17 protein-coding genes and 2 pseudogenes are annotated in these 22,690 nt (G+C 46.7%); 10 read left to right on the forward strand and 9 right to left on the reverse strand.

Annotation, left to right across the window (positions count from 1 at the left end; translation table 11 throughout):
• The 4 genes and pseudogenes from H6F50_RS27145 to H6F50_RS15015 all read right to left on the reverse strand — a co-directional run.
• Nucleotides 1–112 (reverse strand): annotated as a pseudogene (locus tag H6F50_RS27145) (molybdopterin synthase sulfur carrier subunit); the annotation flags it as partial.
• A 103-nt stretch (nt 113–215) separates the two neighbouring features.
• Nucleotides 216–1,508: a threonine synthase gene (gene thrC, locus H6F50_RS15005; RefSeq protein WP_190429314.1), complete on the reverse strand. Its 1,293-nt coding sequence runs from the start codon at nt 1,506–1,508 to the stop codon at nt 216–218.
• A 245-nt stretch (nt 1,509–1,753) separates the two neighbouring features.
• Complete coding sequence (locus H6F50_RS15010; protein WP_190413130.1) at nt 1,754–2,014, reverse strand: MoaD/ThiS family protein; 261 nt, start codon at nt 2,012–2,014, stop codon at nt 1,754–1,756.
• A 32-nt stretch (nt 2,015–2,046) separates the two neighbouring features.
• Nucleotides 2,047–2,484: a late competence development ComFB family protein gene (locus H6F50_RS15015; protein WP_190429315.1), complete on the reverse strand. Its 438-nt coding sequence runs from the start codon at nt 2,482–2,484 to the stop codon at nt 2,047–2,049.
• Nucleotides 2,485–2,779: 295 nt separating this feature from the next.
• Here H6F50_RS15015 and H6F50_RS15020 point away from each other — a divergent pair, with 295 nt between their 5' ends.
• Together H6F50_RS15020 and H6F50_RS27970 are read left to right on the forward strand one after the other, a co-directional pair.
• Nucleotides 2,780–4,036, forward strand: coding sequence for an ATP-binding protein (locus H6F50_RS15020; RefSeq protein WP_242029045.1), 1,257 nt, complete (start codon nt 2,780–2,782; stop codon nt 4,034–4,036).
• 67 nt (nt 4,037–4,103) lie between these two features.
• Nucleotides 4,104–6,539: a bifunctional serine/threonine-protein kinase/ABC transporter substrate-binding protein gene (locus H6F50_RS27970; protein ID WP_190429317.1), complete on the forward strand. Its 2,436-nt coding sequence runs from the start codon at nt 4,104–4,106 to the stop codon at nt 6,537–6,539.
• Between the two features lie 19 nt (nt 6,540–6,558).
• On the opposite strand, the pseudogene H6F50_RS15030 reads toward H6F50_RS27970, so the two are convergent.
• The 3 genes and pseudogenes from H6F50_RS15030 to hemW form a co-directional block, all read right to left on the reverse strand.
• Nucleotides 6,559–6,708 (reverse strand): annotated as a pseudogene (locus H6F50_RS15030) (phosphate ABC transporter substrate-binding protein); the annotation flags it as partial.
• Nucleotides 6,709–6,873: 165 nt separating this feature from the next.
• On the reverse strand, nt 6,874–7,623 hold the full coding sequence (locus H6F50_RS15035) for a rhomboid family intramembrane serine protease (protein ID WP_190429318.1): 750 nt from the start codon (nt 7,621–7,623) through the stop codon (nt 6,874–6,876).
• Between the two features lie 65 nt (nt 7,624–7,688).
• Entirely contained in the window at nt 7,689–8,951 is a 1,263-nt protein-coding gene (gene hemW, locus H6F50_RS15040) for a radical SAM family heme chaperone HemW (RefSeq protein ID WP_190429319.1), read from the reverse strand.
• A 366-nt stretch (nt 8,952–9,317) separates the two neighbouring features.
• Here hemW and H6F50_RS15045 point away from each other — a divergent pair, with 366 nt between their 5' ends.
• Nucleotides 9,318–10,397, forward strand: coding sequence for a PIN/TRAM domain-containing protein (locus H6F50_RS15045; protein WP_190413113.1), 1,080 nt, complete (start codon nt 9,318–9,320; stop codon nt 10,395–10,397).
• Nucleotides 10,398–10,535: 138 nt separating this feature from the next.
• On the opposite strand, the gene H6F50_RS15050 is transcribed toward H6F50_RS15045, so the two are convergent.
• Nucleotides 10,536–11,777, reverse strand: coding sequence for a VWA domain-containing protein (locus H6F50_RS15050; RefSeq protein ID WP_190413111.1), 1,242 nt, complete (start codon nt 11,775–11,777; stop codon nt 10,536–10,538).
• Nucleotides 11,778–12,245: 468 nt separating this feature from the next.
• Here H6F50_RS15050 and H6F50_RS15055 point away from each other — a divergent pair, with 468 nt between their 5' ends.
• The 4 genes from H6F50_RS15055 to H6F50_RS15070 all read left to right on the forward strand — a co-directional run bounded on the left by H6F50_RS15055 (nt 12,246) and on the right by H6F50_RS15070 (nt 15,466).
• Nucleotides 12,246–12,905 (forward strand): ATP-dependent Clp protease proteolytic subunit, encoded by a 660-nt coding sequence (locus H6F50_RS15055; RefSeq protein WP_190413108.1) that lies wholly within the window; start codon nt 12,246–12,248, stop codon nt 12,903–12,905.
• A gap of 114 nt (nt 12,906–13,019) precedes the next feature.
• Complete coding sequence (locus H6F50_RS15060; protein WP_190413106.1) at nt 13,020–13,616, forward strand: ATP-dependent Clp protease proteolytic subunit; 597 nt, start codon at nt 13,020–13,022, stop codon at nt 13,614–13,616.
• 174 nt (nt 13,617–13,790) lie between these two features.
• A complete protein-coding gene (locus H6F50_RS15065) occupies nt 13,791–14,408 on the forward strand; it encodes a J domain-containing protein (protein ID WP_190413729.1) in 618 nt (205 codons plus the stop codon).
• Between the two features lie 851 nt (nt 14,409–15,259).
• Nucleotides 15,260–15,466, forward strand: coding sequence for a hypothetical protein (locus tag H6F50_RS15070; RefSeq protein WP_190413102.1), 207 nt, complete (start codon nt 15,260–15,262; stop codon nt 15,464–15,466).
• 331 nt (nt 15,467–15,797) lie between these two features.
• On the opposite strand, the gene H6F50_RS15075 is transcribed toward H6F50_RS15070, so the two are convergent.
• Nucleotides 15,798–16,226, reverse strand: coding sequence for a hypothetical protein (locus H6F50_RS15075; RefSeq protein WP_190413100.1), 429 nt, complete (start codon nt 16,224–16,226; stop codon nt 15,798–15,800).
• A gap of 1,468 nt (nt 16,227–17,694) precedes the next feature.
• Here H6F50_RS15075 and H6F50_RS15080 point away from each other — a divergent pair.
• From H6F50_RS15080 to H6F50_RS15090, 3 genes are all read left to right on the forward strand, one after another.
• The gene (locus H6F50_RS15080) at nt 17,695–19,470 is read left to right on the forward strand and encodes a S8 family peptidase (RefSeq protein WP_190429321.1); all 1,776 of its coding nucleotides are present in this window, start codon (nt 17,695–17,697) and stop codon (nt 19,468–19,470) included.
• Complete coding sequence (locus H6F50_RS15085) at nt 19,467–19,697, forward strand: hypothetical protein (RefSeq protein WP_190413096.1); 231 nt, start codon at nt 19,467–19,469, stop codon at nt 19,695–19,697. Before H6F50_RS15080 ends, H6F50_RS15085 begins: the two co-directional genes overlap by 4 nt.
• A 519-nt stretch (nt 19,698–20,216) precedes the next feature.
• On the forward strand, nt 20,217–22,690 hold a 2,474-nt coding region (locus H6F50_RS15090; protein ID WP_190429320.1), incomplete at its 3' end, for a CHAT domain-containing protein.

Here is a 22,690-nt window from a genome sequence, read left to right on the forward strand (position 1 = left end):
TTTGCTCTAAGGATTCGAGCAGTTCACCAATCGTACTGCCGCTGCCTTCAATGGTGGCTTGATTGTTTGTAAGCTTCTGGAGAGGAGTCGGAACGAGAACTTTGACTGTCATACTTAAAGATTATTCAGTAGTCATTCATGCGTAGTCACGAGCGATGAGTCATTAGCAACCCCGGAGGGACTAATGACTCATCACAAAAAGCTGGTAGCGGTTATTAAACCAGAACTTGCTGCCAGTCGAGGCGTTCGAGTGTCCGAGAGCGCTCTAATGCCCGCTCGAAACTATCCAGCTTCGCCTCAATTGTCAGGGGTTCCCCGATGTATCCTTGCACCGCTTCTTGGGTTTTCAGTCCGTTGCCGGTAATGTAAACGACGGTCGTTTCTTCGGGATCAATTTTACCCGCTTCTACCAATTTTTTCAGCACGGCGATGGTGGTGCCACCAGCGGTTTCGGTAAAGATGCCTTCGGTTTCAGCTAATAGCTTGATGCCGTCAACAATTTCAGTATCGTTGACTGATTCAATGTTACCGCCGGTTTTCTTGGCGACTTCCAGCGCATAAACTCCGTCTGCTGGGTTGCCAATCGCGATTGATTTGGCAATGGTGTTCGGCTTCACGGGGGTTACGAAGTCGCGCCCTTCCCGATGAGCTTGGGCAATGGGGGAACAACCTTCAGCTTGGGCACCGCTGAAACGGACGCTCTTATCAGCTACTAGTCCAACGTTGATAAATTCTTGGAATCCTTTGTAGATTTTGGTGAACAGAGAGCCAGATGCCAAAGGAGCGACGATATGATCCGGCAGTTTCCAACCTAGCTGTTCTGCTACTTCGTAGCCGAGGGTTTTTGAGCCTTCCGAGTAGTAGGGACGGAGGTTAATGTTGACAAATCCCCAGCCTTGGGTATTAGCAACTTCGCAGCAGAGGCGGTTCACCTGGTCGTAGTTACCCTGAACTGCCATGACGGTGGGACCGTAGATGAGTGTACCTAGAACTTTACCGGCTTCCAGGTCGGCGGGGATGAAAACGCAGCAGTCTAAACCGGCGTAGGCAGCGATCGCTGCCGTAGAATTCGCTAAATTACCCGTACTGGCGCAGGATACCGTCGTAAATCCTAATTCCTGCGCTCTTGTTAAAGCGACCGACACCACCCGATCTTTAAAGCTCAGGGTGGGCATATTGACGGCATCGTTTTTAATATAAAGATTTTTAATACCCAGACGGCGAGCTAAGCGATTGGCTTTTACCAGTGGTGTCATGCCAGTTCCCACGTCAATCGGCTTTTCTGTGGCGACGGGCAAGAAGGAACGATAGCGCCAAATTGAGTTAGGCCCTGCCTGAATGCTTTCACGAGTGACGGTGCGGCGCAGAACATCGTAGTCGTAGGTTACTTCCAGCGGGCCAAAACAAAACTCACAGACATGAGTTGCCTTGAGTTCGTATTCGGTGCCGCATTCTTTACACTTCAGTGCCGTAAAGGTTGCCGTTGTTGACTGGGTTGCCTGGGTCATGGGTATTTACACTCTAATCGTCCGTCATCGCTCGGTTGATACTAACACAGGCAAAAATACCCGTCAAATATATCCGACTCTTTTAGTCGGGTTTAAATGTTATTTATGATACAAAATTTAGCCCTCAGTCTGAAGACCGGGGCGATCGCATTCCAAGCTTGCGGTCGCGAATTTAGGAAAAAGAGGGAATTGAAGCGGATTTGGGATGAAAAAACCGAATTTCTGGCGTTTAACTTTTGTCTTTCCTAGCCACCGCTAACAGGGGGAATCAGCACGACTTCATCCCCATCATGCAGAATCGTGTCTGGCTCGACGAATTGAAAATTAACGCCAAAGCGAGTAACTTGACGCCATTTGTCAAGTTCTGGATGTTCGGAAGCAAATTTATCTAATATCGCTGAAACATCTGTATTTGGAGGGATTTTCAGCACCAGTTCCGAAACGCCATAGGCTTCTTGATAGGCAGCGAATAATTTGACGGTAATCGCGATCGCTTCAGTGGACATAGGAACTGATGCTAGAGGTGGCTGGCATTAGATTAGCGCGATCGCCGACCATCTGCTTTATGAATGCCCCCTAATCCAAAAAGCGATCGCACCCAAGAAAGGGAGACGGGGCTTTTGGCATCTTCAACATCTGCATCAGATGCACTCTCTTCGAGGTTCTCGGCGTTTTCTGCATAAGGGAGGGAATTTACCACGTTCAAGGAATCTTGTTGCACCGCCGCCAATGCTTGACCCACCGCCACGATAATCTGAGGTGCTAACTTAGCTTTAGCCCGTTGCTGCTGTAGATACCATCCTCTGGGACTGGTCGCATACAGGGCTGGCAGACGATTCAGGGCGTAAGCGATCGCATGGGTTGGATTGATATAGTTGACCAACTTTGGCGGTAACTGCTGGAGTTGCCGGTGTACTTCCTGAGCAACTAACAGTTCCATGACATTGCAGTAGGTTAGAACTTGATTTGGTTGCATAATCTTCTTAAAGACTGAGCTGGCGATCTCTGTAAAGAAGGACAGACGTTGTAGAAGGCGATCTCGCGCGTTATCCTCTTAGATTGCCAAAGACGCTTTCGCTTGACGGCTCACTTTTTTGCTGACTCTTTGGCTCAGTTTTCAGGGTAAGGCTGCGATCGCTACACCGAAAGGTGAGCCAGAATAAGCGAGAATTGTGGTAAAGAGCTTAAATATGGCGGGGTCTCTCAGAGCATCTGCACGAGGACTAGAAAGCGTTGATAAAGCCCGAAAAAGGAAAGGTTGGACAAAAACAATGACCGTTTCTTGGTGGCAGGCTGCCCTAACGACCCAGGCAACCTTGAAACGGTTTTGGCAGAAAAAACCCATTCAGCAAGAGACTTTTATTCATATTTGCCAAGCTGTCGGGATCGGCAACTGGAAGGAAATTGTTGATTCAGGTGCAGTTGAAGAAGCAGAAGCGCGTGAAATGCCCATACTCGATTGGGGTGAAGCGCCTGATGTCTCTGGTTTCTATGGGCGCACAGAAGAACTCGCTGTGCTTGAGAAATGGATTGTCGCTGATGGTTGCCACCTAGTAACGCTGTTCGGCATGGGGGGAATTGGTAAAACAGCGCTATCCGTGATGCTAGCCGAGCAAATTCAGAATGAGTTTGATTATTTCATCTGGCGATCGCTCCGTTCTGCCCCATCAGTCGAAGACCTGATCGCAGACTTGCTCCGATGCCTCTCCAACGAGCAATCAACTGATTTACCAACCGATTTACCAAAAGATATTGGTCGCCGAATTTCCCAGTTAATCTCCCAGCTAATTGAGTCTCTGCGATTTCCCAAAGGAACAAACCCTTCCACAGGTTCCCATCGATGTCTGCTGATTTTGGATGAAGTCGAAACGATTCTAGGTGCTGGTCAAGCAACTGGGTATTATCGAGAAGGGTATGAAGGCTATGGCGAACTATTCAGACGAGTGGGAAGAGAGCGCCACAACAGCTGCTTAATGCTAATCGGTCGAGAGCAACCGAATGAAATTGCATTAATCCAGGGAGAAACTCCAAGCGTTCGTTCATTACTGCTGTCCGATCTCAATGATACAGACGCTTGGCAAATATTTAGAGCCAAAGGTTTGTCAGACGAGAACCACTGGAAAAGCCTTTTTCAAATCTATCGAGGGAATCCCTTAATCTTAAATATTATTGCCAGTTATATAAAAGACTCATTTGCTGGTAAAGTTTCTGATTTCTTAAAGCTAGAAACAATATTTTTAGGCGATATTCATCTAATTTTAGATACTTCCTGGCAACGGCTATCAAATCTTCAAAAAGAAATTATGTTTAAGTTAGCGGCTAATCTCAACCCCAGCTCTATCTTTAAATTAAAAGAAGAAATCAATCTAACGGTTTCAACTTCTGAAATCATGGAAGCGATTCAAGCATTAGAACGTCGTTCGCTGATAGAAAAGCAAATCGAAGGGAATGAAGTTATTTATACGCTTCAGCCAGTTGTGAGAAGGTATGTTAAAAGAAAAATTGCTAAGCGAACGGTTGAACAATAAAGTTATTTTCCGAGAGGAAGTTATAATTCTATAACATTCCCACTCAAATCGGGATAGTGTGTTTGCCGTGAGTTATTGCATCAATCCTAACTGCCGCAATTTCAACGAACCTGGTAATCAAAGCACTTGTCCTGACTGTGGCTCTGAAAGTTTAGTAGAAGGGCGCTATCGGGTCATCCAACGTTTGGGCAAAGGAGGCTTTGGTCAAACCTTTGAGGTGGAGGACGTGCGTCGGGAAGGTATAAAAAAAGTCCTAAAAATTTTGCTTACTGATTATGAGAAGGCAATCTGCCTATTCCAGCGGGAAGCCGAAGTTCTAAAGAAGTTGAATCATCAAGGGATTCCCAAAGTAGAGGCAGATGGATACTTCCAGTTATGTCATCTAAAGAGCGAAAAGCCCTTGCACTGCTTGGTGATGGAGAAAATTGAGGGGATCAACTTAAAAGAATGGTTGAGCAGCCGGAACCATCAACCCATCAGCCAAAAGCAAGCGATCGCTTGGTTGAAACAACTGGCAGAAATCTTACAGCAAGTTCATCAAAGCAACTATTTTCACCGGGATATTAAGCCGTCTAACATTATGCTGCGACCTGATAATCAACTGGTGTTGATTGATTTTGGTGCAGTCCGGGAAGCTACGGAAACCTACTTGCACAAATTAGCCGGAAGAGATGGCACAGCAATAATTTCCCACGGCTATACACCCCCAGAACAAGCCGATGGTAGAGCTGTTTCCAAATCTGATTTCTATGCTTTAGGACGCACCTTCGTTCATTTGCTGACAGGCATACATCCCCATGACCTTCCTGAAAACCCCCAAACAGGTCAGTTGAATTGGCGAAACAGTGCCCCACAGATTTCACTAGACCTGGCAACTTTAATTAATGACCTGATGGCTCCTTTCGCAGGGAATCGACCTGAAAATGCCCAAGAAATTGTGCAACGTTTAGAGGAAATTGAGACGCAAATCAACAATCATCGGCGGACACGATCTCCCGACGACACGCTTACTTTGCTTCCTGAAGGCAATTGTTCAGACGAAGAAGTTACCAGGAGTATCAACTCAGGAAATTTAAGGCTTGTACTCATTTGGGTCGTGAGTGCAATTCTTTTGACAGGACTCGGAATAATTATCTATGCGCTTGTGAAACCGCCGAAGGCTTGTGATTCCAATCTTGCAGACAATGTAAGTTGTGGAGAAGAAGTTTTAGTTCCCAGTTTGAAAGGCGCTCTCAAGCAAAAAGGCGTGCAAAAATTTGCAAACGGTCAATATGCTGAGGCGGTTGGTTTATTAGAACAGGCACGGAGCGAACAGCCAAGCGACCCGGAAATTTTGATTTACCTGAATAATGCCCGATTGATGGATAAAAAGGAAAAGGCATACACGATTGCTGTTGCCGCTCCGATAACCAACAATCCAAACAGAGCGTTGGAAATTCTACGAGGAGCTGCCCAAGTCCAAAATGAAATCAATCAGGGTCAAAGGATTAGTGGTAAAGGGCTGAAAGTAGTCATCGCAGATGATGCCAATAATCCTGTCAAAGCTAAACAAATTGCCGAGTCATTCGTGTTGAAAAAGGACATTTTAGCTGTCATCGGTCACTATGCCAGCGAAGTGACACTGGGAGCGATCGCAATTTATCAACAGCACGGGTTGGTATTAATTTCTCCAGGTAGCACCTCGGAAGACCTCTCAGAGTGGAGCCAAAAGAGCGAACACGTTTTCTTTCGCACTGTACCCAGTAATCGCGTGAATGCCCAGGCTTTGGCTAGCTACATGATCCAAGCCAATCAGCGAACAGCCGCAGTCTTTTACTCTGGCACAAGTAATTACAGCAAATCTATCCGAGATCAATTTCACGTTAGCTTCCCCGCAAGTAGAGGACGGGTAAGAGCAGATTTTGAACTGTGCAAAAAGGACTTCAATGCTGTTGAGGCGATTAACCAAGCACAAGCAAAAGGAGCGACTACGCTGGTCTTCCTTCCGGATGGTCAGACCTGTCCTTTTTCCTTTCAGAATGTCTTAGCGGTCATTAAGGCAAATCAGGGTCGTTATCCGATGGTGGGAGCATGGGCTGTTTACAGTTCTGAGATTCTACAAATCGACCCTAAATATGTAGTCGGTCGCTTAGTAGTAACAGTCCCTTGGCATTCCTTGAGCAGCCCCAATCCAACGTTTCCCAAAGAATCTAAGCAGTTATGGAAAGCGGAAGTGAGTGGGCTGACCGCTACGACTTATGATGCAGCTCGTGCGTTAATAACGGCTTTAGCAAAAAAACCTCAACCGAATCGTTATGACGTGCGGCAGGCTTTATCGGCTCCCGACTTTCGAGCCAATGGTGCAATGGGGATAATTAGTTTTCGCGGTGGAGATCCCAATGAGCCGATCTTTACATTGGTCAAAGTCGTGCCGTCTAACTGCTCGCTTTATGGTTTTAAGTTTGTACCTGTAGACTATCCCCCAGATAAACTTAAGGAAATAGAGCGCGGTTGCAAAAACTAAACGTACTCATCCGAATGCTCTAGCGGATTCTGACAAATCCAGCTTTTTCAACCAGTTTTTGACCCCGATCTGTTAGCAGTAACTTGGCGTAAGCTTCCCCAGCTCGTTGTTCAATTTGTTCGTTTTGTTTAACAATTACTGATAATCGGCGAGTTAGAGGATATTGACCATTCGAGAGGATTACCACTTGTGTAGATCGTTTAATGTCATTAAGCCTCTATTTGAGTTTGCCATTTATCGTCAAATCTTTAACTTTTCAAGTTTTTTAACTATGGTTGTTTTTTTCAACTGAATTAGGCTCGCTATATAAATCAGCTCTAACAGCTTCTCTCCTCTAATTCTTATGAGTTCTCTTCGCCTCAGGGGTTCGTTTTTTATCGGTTCTTTTTTTCAACAACAATACGAGAATGGCACCAATTGCTAACCCTACACCATGTGCCCAATACCCAATGCCCACGGGATTGACGCCACCGGAAATATTTAAGCTACCGATTCCATAAAACATCTGCTGAATAAACCACCAGAATAGATAAAACAAAGCTGGCAATTCAATAGGGATAAACACAATTACTAGGGGCAAAATGGTATCAATTTTTGCCTGGGGAAAACTCAGAAAATAGGCTCCGAGGACAGATGCGATCGCGCCATTGGCTCCAATTAATGGCATCGTCAAAGTAGAGTCTAGTAAAACTTGTACTATGCCCGTCAAAATGCCACCCAGCAAATAAAGTAGTAGAAATCGTCGGTGTCCGAGAAGATTCTCTACACTCTTTCCAAAAACAAATAAAAATAGGATGTTTCCTAAAATTTGACCAAAGCTGCTGTGGAGAAACATCGCCCAGAACAGGGAACTGGAGAACATCAGCAAGGCAACCCATGCTGCTGGATTTTCCCCACTGAGGACATCTGAAATCACAGCACTTATTCGGGCAGGAACGATACCCCAGTGTTGGATAAAAGCGCTCAGTTTACCTGCAAACTCTAATTTTAACTCCCACAGAAACAAAGCAACATTGATTCCGATCAGGGCGTAATTAACAATCGGTTTGCTGCGACTGGGGATGTTATCAGCAATAGGAATCATGAGGATTTTAGATTTTAGATTTTAGCTTTTGGGTGAATCATCAATCCACACTCTTGCCCTCAAACTTATCCTAGCTCGCTAAACAAATCCGCCAAAATTACATTGGAAAATAAAAACCCTTCCGGATCGGTTAATCTTAATCGTCCCTTCGGTGGGAGTTTCTGGGCGTCAAGCGCGATCGCTTTTCCGCTTTCGCCGACAATTTCTACCCAACCTTGCTGGTAGTAGGGTTGCAAACACGTCCAAATTTGTTGCAGCGTCTGTTTGCCAAACTGTTCAGCTAAGGTTGATAAACTGAGACCCTCTGCTAGACGCAGCCCCAGCATCAAGGTTTCCAACAATACTTCAGATGTCAATGTTTGAGGACAATCCCACACGCCACCTGCTGTGACTATCTGTTGCACCCATTCGTAATATTCCCGTGTTTTGCGGGGACGGGTGAACCGGCACCCTTGCAAATGACTGGCGGCACCCATGCCAAAGGCATAGTAGGGGCGATTTTCCCAGTAAACTCGATTGTGGCGGCATTGATGACCGGGTTTGGCATAATTAGAAATCTCATAATGCTCATAACCGGCACTGGTGAGAACTTGCTGCGCTAGTCGGTACATCTCGGCAGCCATTTCATCGGTGGGAAGCGGTTTGGCACCGGGTTGATATTGACGCCCAAAGGCAGTAACGGGTTCGACTTGGAGATCGTAGATTGAAATATGAGTGGGCGCGATCGCTACTGCGGTTTCTAGAGATTCCTGCCACTGTTCCAACGTCTGATGGGGCAACCCAGAAATCAAATCCAAGCTGAATTCGGGAACCCCCACTTTGCGAACTAGCTCCACAGCTGCAAAGATATCAGAGACACCATGCGATCGCCCGCACACTTCCAATAGTTCTGGCTGAAACGCCTGTACCCCCAGACTGATTCGATTCACTCCAACTGAGCGGTAGCCTTGAAGTTGTTGCGAGTCAAAGGTGCCAGGGTCCATCTCCATCGAAATTTCAGCATCGGTGGCAATACCAAAACCAGCATCAAGTTGAGTCAAAATTTGCTTGAGTTGTTGCACCGATAACAACGAAGGAGTACCACCTCCAAAAAAAACTGTTTTTAGGGAATTTCCTTGTACTGGTGTAACTTCAATTTCTTGGCACAATACCTCAACATACTGCTCAATTGTGCCAGAGTTCTTACCAGTCTTGCGATCCCCTACCACAGACACTGGAAAATCACAGTAAAAGCACCGGCGTCTACAAAATGGAATGTGGAGATAAGCAGAGCTGGGGATACCCAAATTAATATTTTTTGCGTCCGGGATTAAATAATTTAAGACCATATTTGTATCAATACTCAATATAGCGATGAAATCTTTAAATGTTTGATTAACAGTTGTTACTTTACTGAATTGTTGTCAGGTCTTTTCTTCTCTTAGCAAGAATACGTCAAGCCTATACCCCCTCTTGTTTCCTGCCTTTTAGAAGCGACATAATTGGCTAATTTTTCAGAATTGTTCTTTTAATAAATAAAGAGGTGACTTCATAAAAATAGCTCAAATTGGATTAAATGCTGGTGCTAAATCAATGGTCATCCGCAAGAGTGAAGTCAATAACACAAAAGATATAATAAAACAAATGTAAATTTGTATCAGTTCTTGAGAGCCGCTTTCAGGAATTGAAGCAATCATCCCAAATAACTGGAAACCATGCTTGACGCAATCATTATTATTTTATTCATCCTAGCAGCGGCGGGAATCGGGTTCGACGCGATTGAATTACTACCTAGCGGTGCCCTACATCAAGTCAGCAATCAGGACGCTTTACGCTGGGTCTTCGCCGGGTTTGCTGCCCTGGTTGGGGGCGCTGCCGGTTTGCTCGTGCAGACGACCTATCGACGCTTGGAAAAGAGAGTCCGGGAAATGCCGATCGAGGTCATTTTGACCAGAGCTGTCGGTTTGGTGATTGGCTTATTAGTTGCCAACTTGATGCTGGCACCCGTTTTCTTACTACCAATGCCCTTCGATTTTGCTTTTATTAAGCCTCTTGTTGCCATTTTAGGCAGTGTCATGTTTTCCTACTTGGGAGTGACTTTAGCGGATACCCACGGTCGTTCCTTCTTGAGGCTGATTAGTCCCCACAGCGTGGAAACGATGTTGGTGGCAGAAGGAACCCTCAAACCTGCCTCGACCAAGGTTTTAGACACCAGCTGCATCATCGATGGTCGCATTGAAGAACTGCTGAACACTGGCTTTATCGAAGGTCAAATCCTCGTACCCCAGTTTGTCTTGCAGGAACTGCAACAACTGGCAGATGGTTCCAACGATCTGAAGCGAGTTCGGGGACGGCGAGGGCTAGATATCCTGAACCAGATGAAGGATGCTTACTCAGAACGGATTGTAATCCACTCCGCCGATTACGATGAAATTCCCAAGGTGGATGCGAAGTTAGTCCGGTTGACGCAAGAAATCAACGGCACTTTGCTCACCAACGACTACAACTTGAGTAAGGTTGCTACTTTGCAGAAAGTGCCGGTGCTGAATATTAACGATTTGGCTCAGGCAATTCGGGCAATTTATCTGCCTGGTGATAGCTTGGATATCAAAATTATCAAGGGTGGCAAGGAACCAGCTCAGGGCGTCGGCTACCTGGATGATGGAACAATGGTGGTTGTGGAAGACGGGCGCGACTACATGGGTGGTGAAATCCGAGTGGTTGTAACCAGTGCCTTGCAGACTTCGGCGGGGCGAATGATTTTTGCTCGCCCTCAAGCGTCTGTTGTGGCTTGAGTAGCTTGAAGTGGCGATCGCCACTGGTGGCACCTAGAAAGCCCACAAGCACCACTCTTAAAATCTCACCGCCAAGAAAGTACGCAGAGGTAAATTGCTTCCTCTGCGTACCTTGGCGTACCTTTGCGTTAAAAAAACCTACTCCTGCAAAATAGTTTTAGAGACGATCCGTGTCTTCTTCCTATCTGCTTCCGAAAGTTCTTCACCTGATTGCAAGCGAGTAGCACTGGTTTGGAGAACCGTCGCGCCTCCCTTGTCTCCCATTTGCAGGGCGGTTTTGGCGGCAGTTTGTAACATCGTCGCTGCACCCACGCGATCGCCTTGCTGCAATTTCGCCTCTGCTAACTGAGTTTGTCGGTATTTCGCTAACGCCAAAATAGACTGTTGCACCTGAGGATTGGGTGCGGGTTGGTAACTCCGGACAACATTCGCCTCAACTAAGACTTGTTGAGAAATTAGCCCCATTTTATCCTGGGCAGGATCGTCGTAACGGACTTGCACCTGGGCGATCGCTTGACGCCCTTCCGCCAGCTGGCTAACGTAAAGATTCGCCAAAATGATTCGCGGCACATCTTTCATCAAGTCTCCCAGACGTACCGTATAGCGATCGCCTTCTTGTTGCACCGGCAGTTCAATGGTATCTGGAGCAACTTGGGCGATGGGTTTGAGTTCCGCTAACCGTACCTTCGGCATTAACGAAATTGATAAGTAGGCATTTGTCAACCCCACCGCAGAGATTCGATTAAACAAGCGTCCAAACTCATTGACTGCCTGTTCGGGACGCTCAATATAGGACAGCGTACCGCCACCCGCATCAGCAATTTTTTCCAAAACATCCTGGTTCCAATGAGCGCCAAATCCCAATGTATTCAACGTCAGGTTGTAGCCAGTCGCCACTTGGGCAAATTTCAGACAGCGGTTGTTGTCGCCATGCTCATTTTCGCCATCTGTTAACAGAAAAGCTTGAGAAACCGTTTCCTTTTTGCCCTTCGCCAGTTCTTCAATTCCCAGTTTTAAACCCTCATCAATCGCCGTACCCCCATCTGCACTGAGCCGATTAATCTGTTTCTTAATATTTTCTGGGTTGTCAATGACTTGGTTGGGGACAAGCACTTTGGCTTTGTGATCGAAGGCGACAACCGAGATGCGATCGCCCGGTGTGAGACGATCCACCAGACCGATCGCTGCCTGTTTCACCGTTTCCAGGGGGCGTCCATTCATCGAGCCACTGTGGTCGAGAATTATGCATAAATTGAGCGGGGCACGATCTTCAAGATCCCCAGCGATCGCAGAAATAGAAATTTCTAGTTGACGCTGGCTACTCGTTTGAGTCGCGTCAATATTCATATCATTCAAAGCAGGCTGTAAACCAACTCTCATAGCACGCTCATTCCTGGCAGAACAAGAAGGGATCGGAGTAACCACAAGACTAAACGCTGACGCTCCGGAAAGGGAACCATAAAATTACCCCAACCGCGACCGGGCTTATTTTCTACAATAGCTTGCAGCCCAACACGGCGGAAGCAGCCAGCCAAAAGATCGCAATTCTTTGCAGAGTAAAACGCGATCGCTGGGGTGGATTTCACCCATCACCTTTCGCAAAAACCGATACTTCAACTCAGGTTTCTCTGTTTAAAAACCCAAAAATTAGAAGCGTTTAAGACCCATTTTCCGGCGTCCCCTCCCAAAAAGCCCGCTGACAGGCGCTAAAGCGACATCAAGCCACCCTCAACCTGACTAAAAGCGGTAAGGGGAGTAAAACTGCTAGAATCCAGTCAGTACGGTGGGGCACACCGGAATTAATGTCAAATTAAAGATAGCACCACTATTGCAGCTTTCCGATACGCCATGAACTCACCCATCCAGGCTGTTCAAGCTCCCTACGGCGGCGATAGCTTCTACCGAACACCGCCACCAGACTTACCGTCCCTGATTTTAAAGGAGCGGATTGTCTATCTGGGAACGCCCTTGGTGCCAGAGGTAACGAAACTAATCATCGCCCAACTGCTGTTTTTGCAGTACGAAGATCCAGAAAAACCGATCAAAATCTACATCAATTCCACCGGCACCTCGCGTTACGACGGCGAACCTGTTGGCTTTGAAACCGAAGCCTTCGCCATCTGCGACACGATGAACTACATCAAGCCGCCCATTCATACCATCTGTATCGGTTCGGCAATGGGAATGGCGGCAATGCTACTCTCTGCTGGGACTAAAGGCTATCGCGCTAGTCTGCGCCATGCCACGATTATCCTGAACCAGACTAAGAGCTACGCTCGCGGTCAGGCGACGGATATTCAAATCCGAGCCAAAGAAGTGCTGGCTAATAAGACAACGATGCTGGATATCCTATCGCGCAATACAGGTCAGACCCCTGAAAAAATTGCCAAGGATATGGATCGACTCTTCTATATGACTCCGGAGCAAGCTGTGGAATATGGCTTGATCGATCGGGTTCTAGAGTCCAAATCAGATTTACCAACACCACTTCCCGCTGGTGTCATCTGAAGAATTAAAAATTAAAAATTAAAAATGAAGACTATTCAAATTTTTAATTTTTAATTTTGCATTTTTAATTCTTTGGATACGAATTTTCACTTTTTACGAACGGAGTTCTACATTATGCCTATTGGCTACCCTAGAGTTCCCTACCGGATGCCAGGGGGACAATATACCGAGTGGATTAACATCTACGATCGCCTTTACCGGGAACGGATTATTTTCATGGGCGAAGATGTTGATGATGAAATGGCTAACCAGATAATTGCCGTGATGCTTTATCTGGATTCGGAAGATCCGGGCAAGGACATCTATCTCTATATCAACTCTCCGGGTGGCGTAGTCACTTCTGGCATGGCGATTTATGACACCATGCAGCACATCAAATCAGATGTGGTGACAATTTGTGTAGGCTTAGCGGCATCAATGGGTTCGTTCCTGCTGACCGCTGGGACAAAAGGTAAGCGTCTCGCTTTGCCTCACTCGCGGATTATGATTCACCAACCTTCTGGTGGTACGCGGGGACAAGCCACAGACATTGAGATTGAAGCGAGAGAGATTCTACGGATTCGTCGCCAGCTGAATGAGATTTATTCTCACCGGACGGGTCAGCCTATTGAGAAAATTGAGAAGGACATGGATCGTGACTTTTTCATGTCTGCTCAAGAAGCGAAGGAATACGGTCTAATTGACCGCGTTATCGAAGAACGTCCGAAGTAATGAGTGATTAGCTGTTAGCTGTTAGCTGCTTGACGGGTGGGTAGTCGCAATTGTAAACTTGGGCTTCCAACAAGATTCTCAGAAGCTAATAGCTAACCGCTAAAAGCGAAGGGCTAGAAATAAACTCCCGACTATCAACAAAGATTAAAGCCTAATCGATAGATGATTCCTCTGATGAACCTCGCAGATTGTTACCGGGTGTTGGGGTTAAGATCAGGGGCATCTTTTGCAGAAATTAAAGCGTCTTACCGACGTTTGGCACGGCAGTATCATCCCGACGCAAATCCTGGCGATCGCCAAACGCAAGATAAATTTATAGAGTTGACGGAGGCTTACAAGTTCCTCCTCAGTGTAGTAGATAAGTCTGAGACGGTTGAGAAAGTATCCAATCCAGAACAGACTGCTGCACCGCCTCCTCAACCTTCCGTCACGAAGGTGACTCGCAAAGAGACGCCCAAAGAAACGCCCGTTCAAAAACTCCCAGACTTGTCGATAACTGAGCAACAGTTGAAGTGGAGTTCTTATCAGCAGTTGCAGCAGTTGCTGAAAAATCGCCGATTTCCCCGCGCGATCGCCCTCATCGAAGGACTCGCCCAACGGCTGCCAGAAGATCCAGAAGTGCGTCAGTGGCAAGCGATCGCTTATCAACGTTGGGGGCGTCAGCTGATCGCTGAAAAGCAACTCGAAAAGGCAAGAATTTATCTAAAAAAAGCCCTGAAAACCGACCCCCACAATCGCTCTCTCTGGGCAGAAGTGGAACGAGATTTTCGCCGTTTAGAGCAGATTTTTTAGCTTTACTTCGCTGCAACCAAATATCTTCAATTGGGTTCTGCTTGGGATTCTTTGGGAGCAAAGCGAATGCAAGTGATTTTCGAGTTGGACTCCTCGAAGCCTTGATTAACCGACTCTAAGGACTCTCTCACCGCTTGTGAGCCATGATAGATAGGTGGCTCCATCTCAAATCAGGGCAATGGGACTGTTGGGACATTTGTCTAGGAGATACTTGAGAGAGATACTTGAGAAAAGCAATCATGCCCTCAGAATTGCCTGCCTCAGCTGCTTGAATCAGTTACAAGGATATTGCACGCGAGAGTAAGCACCGCTATATAAAGCGACTCCTATAGCAGTCGTATTTGAGTTGTGATGATGCTAACGGTTCAGATCGCCGACTTCTTAGCGGGGATCTCGCCTTCAGGAACAATTTAGGATTGCTATAACAGATAATTTATTAAATAAATATTAATTGTGAAAATCGTTACTCTAGACGCATTTTCGCCCTAGCCTCTCTTAAAAACGGAACCTGAAATCTGGCCGTCTCTACCAAAAATGTAGGTTAACGAGATTCAGATTTTCTTTATAAATGTCCTCTCACCCATCAATAACCGTTTGTTTGGGAAGGGAAGGATTTTATCCAGTGCCTATAACGCTTGACAGCAGATTGTTTTGAGCAATGTTGCAATTGCTTAATCTATGGATAGTTGACGCTCGTATTTATGTTAAGCAGCTTCATAACTTTTTATGATGAAATGCAATGTTTTAAGTGGATATCGTACAAGTTATAGCTCATTGTAAAAATCAGATCGCATACTTTATAAAGACAGAGAAATTTTGCTTTTGAAATGGTTCCTCAAAGGAAATACTTTATGCAACCCTTAAATTCACCAGTTTCAGCCTGTCGCTATTGTCAATTTTATAATCCGATGGGACGACGTGGCGGCTGTTGTCAAACTCTTGGCGTAACCGTTCAAAGTGGATGGCAAGGTTGTCAACTGGGAATTCCTCGGTTTAAAATTCCCTACGAATGTTCCCAAGAAGATTCGCAGAAACGAGTTGAAGCAATTGTAATTTAAAATACAACAGAAAAGAGGAATCTGAAACAGTCTGAAAGTTAGAAAGCCAATTTTTTTTATTTCTCCTTTAATAGCACGCTTCTGTTTGACGGGTTGCCGGAAACTGAAAAAGCAATTTTCTCAATAAGAATCTATGCATTGCAACCCGTCTATAATGGCAAGCCCATGAAAGGAGTTCTTCAATCGTTTAGTTTTTCCCTTTTAAATAGTGCGATCGCTGATTAACCCGTTAATACGGGTTTTTTTGGGTATTATTCCGTACATCGGATAAATGAGCGATCGCTTTTCGATACAAGTCCAAAACCCGCCTTGCCTCTTTGTCTGAAAATCGTTACACTTTCCCCTCTGCCAAGTTTTGTAATTCCTGCTGTAGAAAATTTCCCCATTCCGCTGCAAGGGGAATTTCAGTAAAGGGGATTTTCACCGAAGCGGCTGGTGCAAAGACAAATTCCAGCGAAGCGACACGACCTTTACTGGGCAGTGCTTCTAAATCAACGGGCTTGTCATCTACTAGCAGCCGAATCGCTTTAACATCCTTTAAGGAAAACGTTTGCACCTCCACTGGACCTTTTCGCGTCGGTTTTCCCCAGGTTAAAGTGCTGTCATTTTGAGCCAACACTGCATAGATATCGTACTTAGATCGCTCAAACTGCTGTGCCCAGACGCGATAAGCTTCAACTTTTTGATACTCATTCCAGCCTTGCCAAGCCAGCCAGATAAACGCTGCCAGTAGGGGCAGCCACAACAGACCTCTTTCCATTGTCGGATTTTCGCTCTTTAACTATTCTGATATCTTGCAGCCTAACAGACGATTGCATCTATCCTTGGTTAGCTCCCCTTCGGCTATCTGCTAAGTATAAATACTGGCTCTAGATTTGCCTAAAACTGTCGAAAGGTTTCTCCAGAAGCTTCCCGATGAGAATAAATTGCCCAAAGGCTTGAATAAGGCTTTACCAATACTTACCAATACCAACAAAGTCCGCCCAGCTCTTTGAGAGGCGCTTCGGAAACTCAATTTAGCCTGCCTCGCTGGCTTTGTTTCGATAAAAGCTCTCACAACTTCCGCCCCTTTGTCCTGAACGAGGCATTACGCATAAGTCCCAGCTTGTTGTCTTCCTGATGCTTCTCCCGTACAGATGCGCCCTTGGGTTCTCAGTTTGAGGGTGAAGTATTCGTGCCTTGTACAAGTCCCTTCAACCCAAATCTTTCTGCGCCAATGCTTTACCCATACATGATTTCAACAGAGGCGGGTAATACATCCTTCAGCTGAAGAGGGGTAAAAGGGTTGGTGTAGCCGAAACTACCAGTATCGTTAGGTATTTTGGCGCTCATTACGCTGCACCCAGTTTCTAGCTGCGATCGAGATCACAAAGCTGGAAACAGCCAGTCACATTTGGTGAGCCAATCCCATCACTCAAACTTGGGGATTTCAAGCAAATATTTGCAGCAATAATGTCACATTTCACTATAGGTTTTTATCACTAGAGAATCTTAATAAAACCTTCATAATTAAAAACATCGAATTCAACAAACTAAGATGCAATCTCACATTTATCTACCTCAAGTCATTATCGAACAAGTGATTTTTCAAATATTTACTATTAGTCGAATTTTTCGTATGGCTCAACCAAAGTTGATGTTAACGTTATCCTCTAAATATTTAATTAATATAAAATTTTAATTGAAAATTATTTGATGTTATTCAATTTACAGCACTGAATAATAGATTTGATTAAAAAAATAATTTTATCATAATTATTTCAAAACGACAAAAATTTTATGAGTCATCTACTACTAAAAGCTACAGGAATATTCATCTTTATATTTGGGTTACAACTGCTCAATATTCAATTGAACTTTAGCATCAGAACTCCCGATAATACTACACAAAATCAAACCTACGAACCCCCAAATCTAGGATTCTCGGACGATAATAGTCAAGGCGCAGGAACCCGCTAACGACAAGAGAATGCCTCCCTCACCTCAAACTGAGTATTAAATAGACGCTCATCGGCTGAAAACCCACAAGTCCTTCAGTAAGAGTAAAAATAGGGTTCTTTCGCTTCAAGAGAACTTTTGCCACAAGCAGCCTGATTCGTATCGCTTATTACTGCAAACGAGCGGTATTACTCCAACAAACAAAAATTAATAACTAAAAACTAAATACACCACGGGGCAGATGCATGAGTTATCGTGGGGAGAAACTGGCGCTCACAAAACGGGTGAATATGAGAAAGCTTTTGATAGCGTGCTTGTTTTTATTGGGGGTAGGTTTTGCCCTGTTTAACTTCAAAGGACTGGCAGCACAAGGTGAGTTTGACTCGATTGTGCTGGATTTCCGCGAAGACGTACCAGCAGAAGTGGTGCAAGAACAGGTGCGATCGCTTGGCGCTCAGTATAACAGCGAATTTTCCGAGTCAGATCAGTTGTATATCATTAAAGGCGATCGCAACCTGCTGAAAACTCTAAAAAAATCGCCTTTAGCCAAAAAAACCGAATATATTGAACCGAATTATGTCTACAAAGCTCTGGAAGTCCCTAACGACCCAGAGTACAGCAAACAGTGGAACCTACGGAGTATCAACGTAGAATCGGCTTGGGACGAAACCAAAGGCGCAGGGATGACAGTTGCCGTCATTGACACCGGCATCAGTCGCGTTCCTGACCTGAAAGATACCAAGTTTGTCCAAGGCTACGACTTTGTTAACAACCGAGACCAAGCAGACGACGACAACGGGCACGGCACCCACGTTGGCGGTACTGTTGCCCAAGCCACCAATAATGGCTATGGCGTCGCGGGTATTGCTTACGAAGCCAGCCTTATGCCGCTGAAAGTGTTGAGTGCAGAAGGCGGCGGCACCGTTGCCGATATTGCTGAAGCCATCAAATTTGCGGCCGATAACGGTGCTGATGTCATTAACATGAGCTTGGGCGGTGGTGGCGAAAGTCAGGTAATGCAAGAAGCGATTGATTATGCCTACAACAAAGGCGTCGTCATCGTAGCCGCAGCAGGAAACTCTAATGAGAATTCTGCCTCCTACCCAGCTCGATATCCCCACGTTATCGGTGTTTCAGCAATTGATTCTGCCGGTGAAAAAGCCTTTTACTCCAGCTATGGTGCTGGTGTGGATATCTCAGCCCCTGGTGGTGCAATCACCGAAGAAAATCCATCGGGTGGGATTCTGCAAGAGACCATTAGTTATGACGAAAACGGGAAGCTCATCCCCACTTTTGCTGCCTTCCAAGGCACCAGTATGGCGTCTCCCCACGTTGCCGGTGTCGCCGCTTTAGTGAAAGCCTCTGGCGTAACCGAACCGGAGGAAGTATTGGGTGTCCTCAAAAAGTCGGCACGGGTAATTTCAGATGACGCTCTCAACTACTTTGGGGCTGGTCATCTCGATGCTTCTGCGGCTGTAAAACTGGCGGTACGCGGGCAAATTACCTTCCGCGACTTCTTCCGCTGGTTGCGCGATAATGGCTATCTCAATCCTCGCTTCTGGATTGATGGCGGTGCGGTGGCACTGTTACCTAAGATTGCGATGGTATTAGGTTCTTATGTCCTTGCCTGGTTCTTGCGGAATTATTTCCCCTTTGGCTGGAGTTGGTCGCTAACCAGCGGTTTAGTTGCCGGGAGTTCTGGATTATTCTTCCTGCGCGGCTTCTATATTTTCGATCTTCCTCAGTGGCCTTTCCGGATGATGGGCAGTTCGATTCCCGAACTGGGCAATACGATTCAAGGCAGTGGTTTATTGAATCCCATCTTCGCCAGCGTGTTGATTCCTTTTGCATTAATCGCCTTGCTACTGGGACACCGCAGTTGGAAGTGGTTTGCGATCGGCTCGACCTTGGGCGTGGCATCCTGTTTATTAGTGAGTGCCGTAGCAGATCCGGCGATGTTGTGGTTAGGTAATGGCGCGATCGCTAGGCTATTCCTAATTACCAATGCCCTCCTGTGTATCGGACTCGCCTATTTATCCAGCAAAGGAGAAGGGCAAACAGCATGAGCATCAGCGTAGAAGGCACTATCGAACGCAAGGGACTTGGTCCAGGCACCTGGGCGCTAGTCACACAAGAGGGTGAAACCTACGAACTCCACAAAGCTCCAGAAGATTTACGCAAATCGGGACTCAAAGTGAAAGTCAAAGGTGAGGTGCGAAAGGACGTGATGACCTTCGCGATGATTGGCCCGGTTCTAGAAGTTAAATCTTTTGAGGAAGTCAGTTCGGATTAGCCATGAGCGATTAGCGGTTGGTCATTCGTTAACAGCGAATGAGCGATCGCTAATCTGCCTTCTGCTTCTCGTTATTTCTAGCACAGTGGCTCTCCCATCTCGGGGTTGAGGGATGGAAATGTCAAGCAACTTGTGTCAGTTCCCCCCTAACCCGCCTTTGAAGCCGGGAGAAATCCAGAAAGTCTTACACCGCCTAACGAACCGAAAAAAAAATCCCCGGCTCAAACCGGTGAGCCAGGGGATGTCAATCAGGGTGCATCTACCAATCTACTCTTCTAAAGGATTCCTCAACTATCCGGATTAAGTTGGGGTAAATTTAACGATTAAATTAGAATAAATAGAAATTTTCTCTCCCTTTCCCGGAATCCATCAACGGCATCAGCGTTCAAGAAAACGAAACTGCCCTTCATGGAAACTTTAAGTAACTTGAATCTATCTAGGAAGAAAGGGAAACAGTTCCTCCTCCAGGTAAGAAAAGCAGCTAGAAGGTTCTAACTGAAGCAGGAGTGCATAGTAGCAGTGGCTCAGGAATTTCATATCTCTGTAAATCCCTTAGGGGAAAGTAAATATTGGGTGCGGACAGAATGGGTTGCCGCACCGGGTGCCGTCCCATTTGCCGAAGAGCAGGTAACGTGGCAAGTGGAGGATTGGTTAGCTCAGGCGAGGCACCTGATGAATGACCCTTTGCTGATGGCTTTGTCTCCTAGCGATATTTCTCGATCGGGTTCCCCGAACCGAGAAGCCACCCAATCTTCCCTTAACTTGGTGGCGCTGGGGCAGCAGATGTACGATGCTTTGTTCCAAGGAACGCTGCGAGATAGTTGGATGATCGCTCAAGCGATCGCTCAAGATCGGCAAGAAGTATTGCGGCTGCGCTTGGGATTAAAAGATAGTCGCTTACTGAGCTTACCTTGGGAAGTATTGCACGATGGCGATCGCCCGTTGGCAACTGGAACCGATGTTGCCTTCTCCCGCTACCAGATGAGTACAAGGTTGAGAAGTCCCACCGTTTCGTTAGGTTCTGGGTCAAATCAACCGGCGGTGCGAATCTTGATGGCGATCGCTGCCCCCAACGACCAGGAAAGTTTGGCGCTCAAACAAGAAGTCAGCCACCTGCAAGCAGAACTGAGTCACCGTTCCCGGAATGGCTTACCCGAAATTCAACTCACCGTTCTGGAGCAACCCGGTACGGAGCAGCTGACGCACGAGCTGGAACAAGGTCAATATCAAGTTTTCCACTACGCAGGTCATAGCGACCAAGGAGCCTACGGCGGCAATCTCTACCTCGTAAGCCGCCAAACCGGGCTGACGGAGATGTTAAGCGGAGATGACTTAGCGGGGTTGCTCGTCAATAACGGCATCCAGCTCGCAGTGTTTAACTCCTGTCGGGGCGCTCATACCGCCGCTTCAGCTCCCAGCGACGGTGCCGCAGAGGGAAATTTGGCAGAAGCGCTGGTCAAACGCGGCATCAAGAGCGTGCTGGCGATGGCAGAACGCATTCCGGATCAAGTCGCTTTGACCTTGGCACGGCGGTTTTACGGCAATCTGAATCAAGGTTATCCGATTGACCTCAGCCTGAGCCGAGCGCGGCAAAGTTTAATTTCTACTTACGGTTCTCGCCAGCTTTACTGGGCTTTACCGATCCTCTATCTTCACCCGGAATTTGACGGTTACTTGACACCAGGTCATCATGCCATCAATGCCAAAGCAGAGCGACTTCAGTTGCCTGACGCTTCTGGGGCAGACATTGCTTGGGGAGGAATGCTGAATCCTCTCTCTAGGGAGGAAGAAGCGGTCTTCACGGCAGCGCCGACTGGATCTCGATCCGGTTTCTTAACCACCGACGAGCCTTTAGACTCCTTAGAGGATGACTTCTACGGGGATGACGATCCCGACTGGACCGATCCGGTTGATGATTTGGAGTATGACGATATTGGCTACGAAGACGACTCGGCTTTAGTTGCGGATCTGTTTCGCCAGCTAAAGCCTGAAGTAGCAGCAGAGACACCGAGGGAAACTGAGGTAGACCAGACAAGGGACAGACCTGTAGAAAGAGAAAATCAGACAACGATCGCCCCTCACCCGCCCAGCGAGTCGAAAACCCCCCCCCAACCCGTCGCCGCAGCGATCGCTGCTGAGTCAGCAACGAAAAACCCAGGAGCGGGAGAATCGTTACTGGGATATGCCGCCGGGAACCCCCGGCTGCGATTTTGGCAGCGTGGTGAAGAGAAGAAGGGACAGCGACGAGTCAAGCGTGCCCCACTGATTTTGCTGGCGTTAGGCTCGACGATGGCGATCGCGCTTTTGGGTTTCTGGTTCTTGCAACGTCGTCCGCAACCTTCAGACTTGTTGTTCTCTCAGGAGAATACCTCAACCTCACTTCCGGCACTCCCTAGCCCCAATCTCAAAAATGTCAATCTCCAGAAAGCCAATACCCCGACAGTCACCGCGATCGCCATTGAACAATTCAGTCAAAATAACTTATCCGCCGCCGGGGTGGCTGTAGAAGAATTGCTGAACCGAGGAGCGTTACAGCAAGCCCAAGGGGCGCTTGACAACGTTAACAAACAGAAAATCGATGACCCAGCCATCAGCTTCCTGAGAGGGCGTCTGGCGTGGCAGTCTGTTCAAACTGGCAGCAAGGATTACAGTTTGGATGATGCCCGTCGATTTTGGGAGCAAGCGGTCAAAAAGCAACCTAAGTCTGCTAAATACCTGAATGCCCTAGGGTTTGCCTACTATTTAGAAGGGAATCTCGATCGTGCTAACCAAATTTGGTTTGATGCTTTTTACTTGATAGAAGAAAAGCAAGCTACTGTTGCCGGCTCGGTTGCCCAACAAGAAGCTTTGACAACTTATGCAGGATTAGCAATTGGGCTAACCAAATTAGCTGCATCTCAACCTGCTGATAAGCAAGCAAAACTTTTGGATGAAGCCCGGAAGCTCCGACAAAAGGCGATCTCAGAAGACCCGGTTAACTTCCAACCGGAAGC

Origin of the sequence: Coleofasciculus sp. FACHB-712 (assembly GCF_014695635.1) — a bacterium.
Taxonomy (GTDB): domain Bacteria; phylum Cyanobacteriota; class Cyanobacteriia; order Cyanobacteriales; family FACHB-T130; genus FACHB-T130.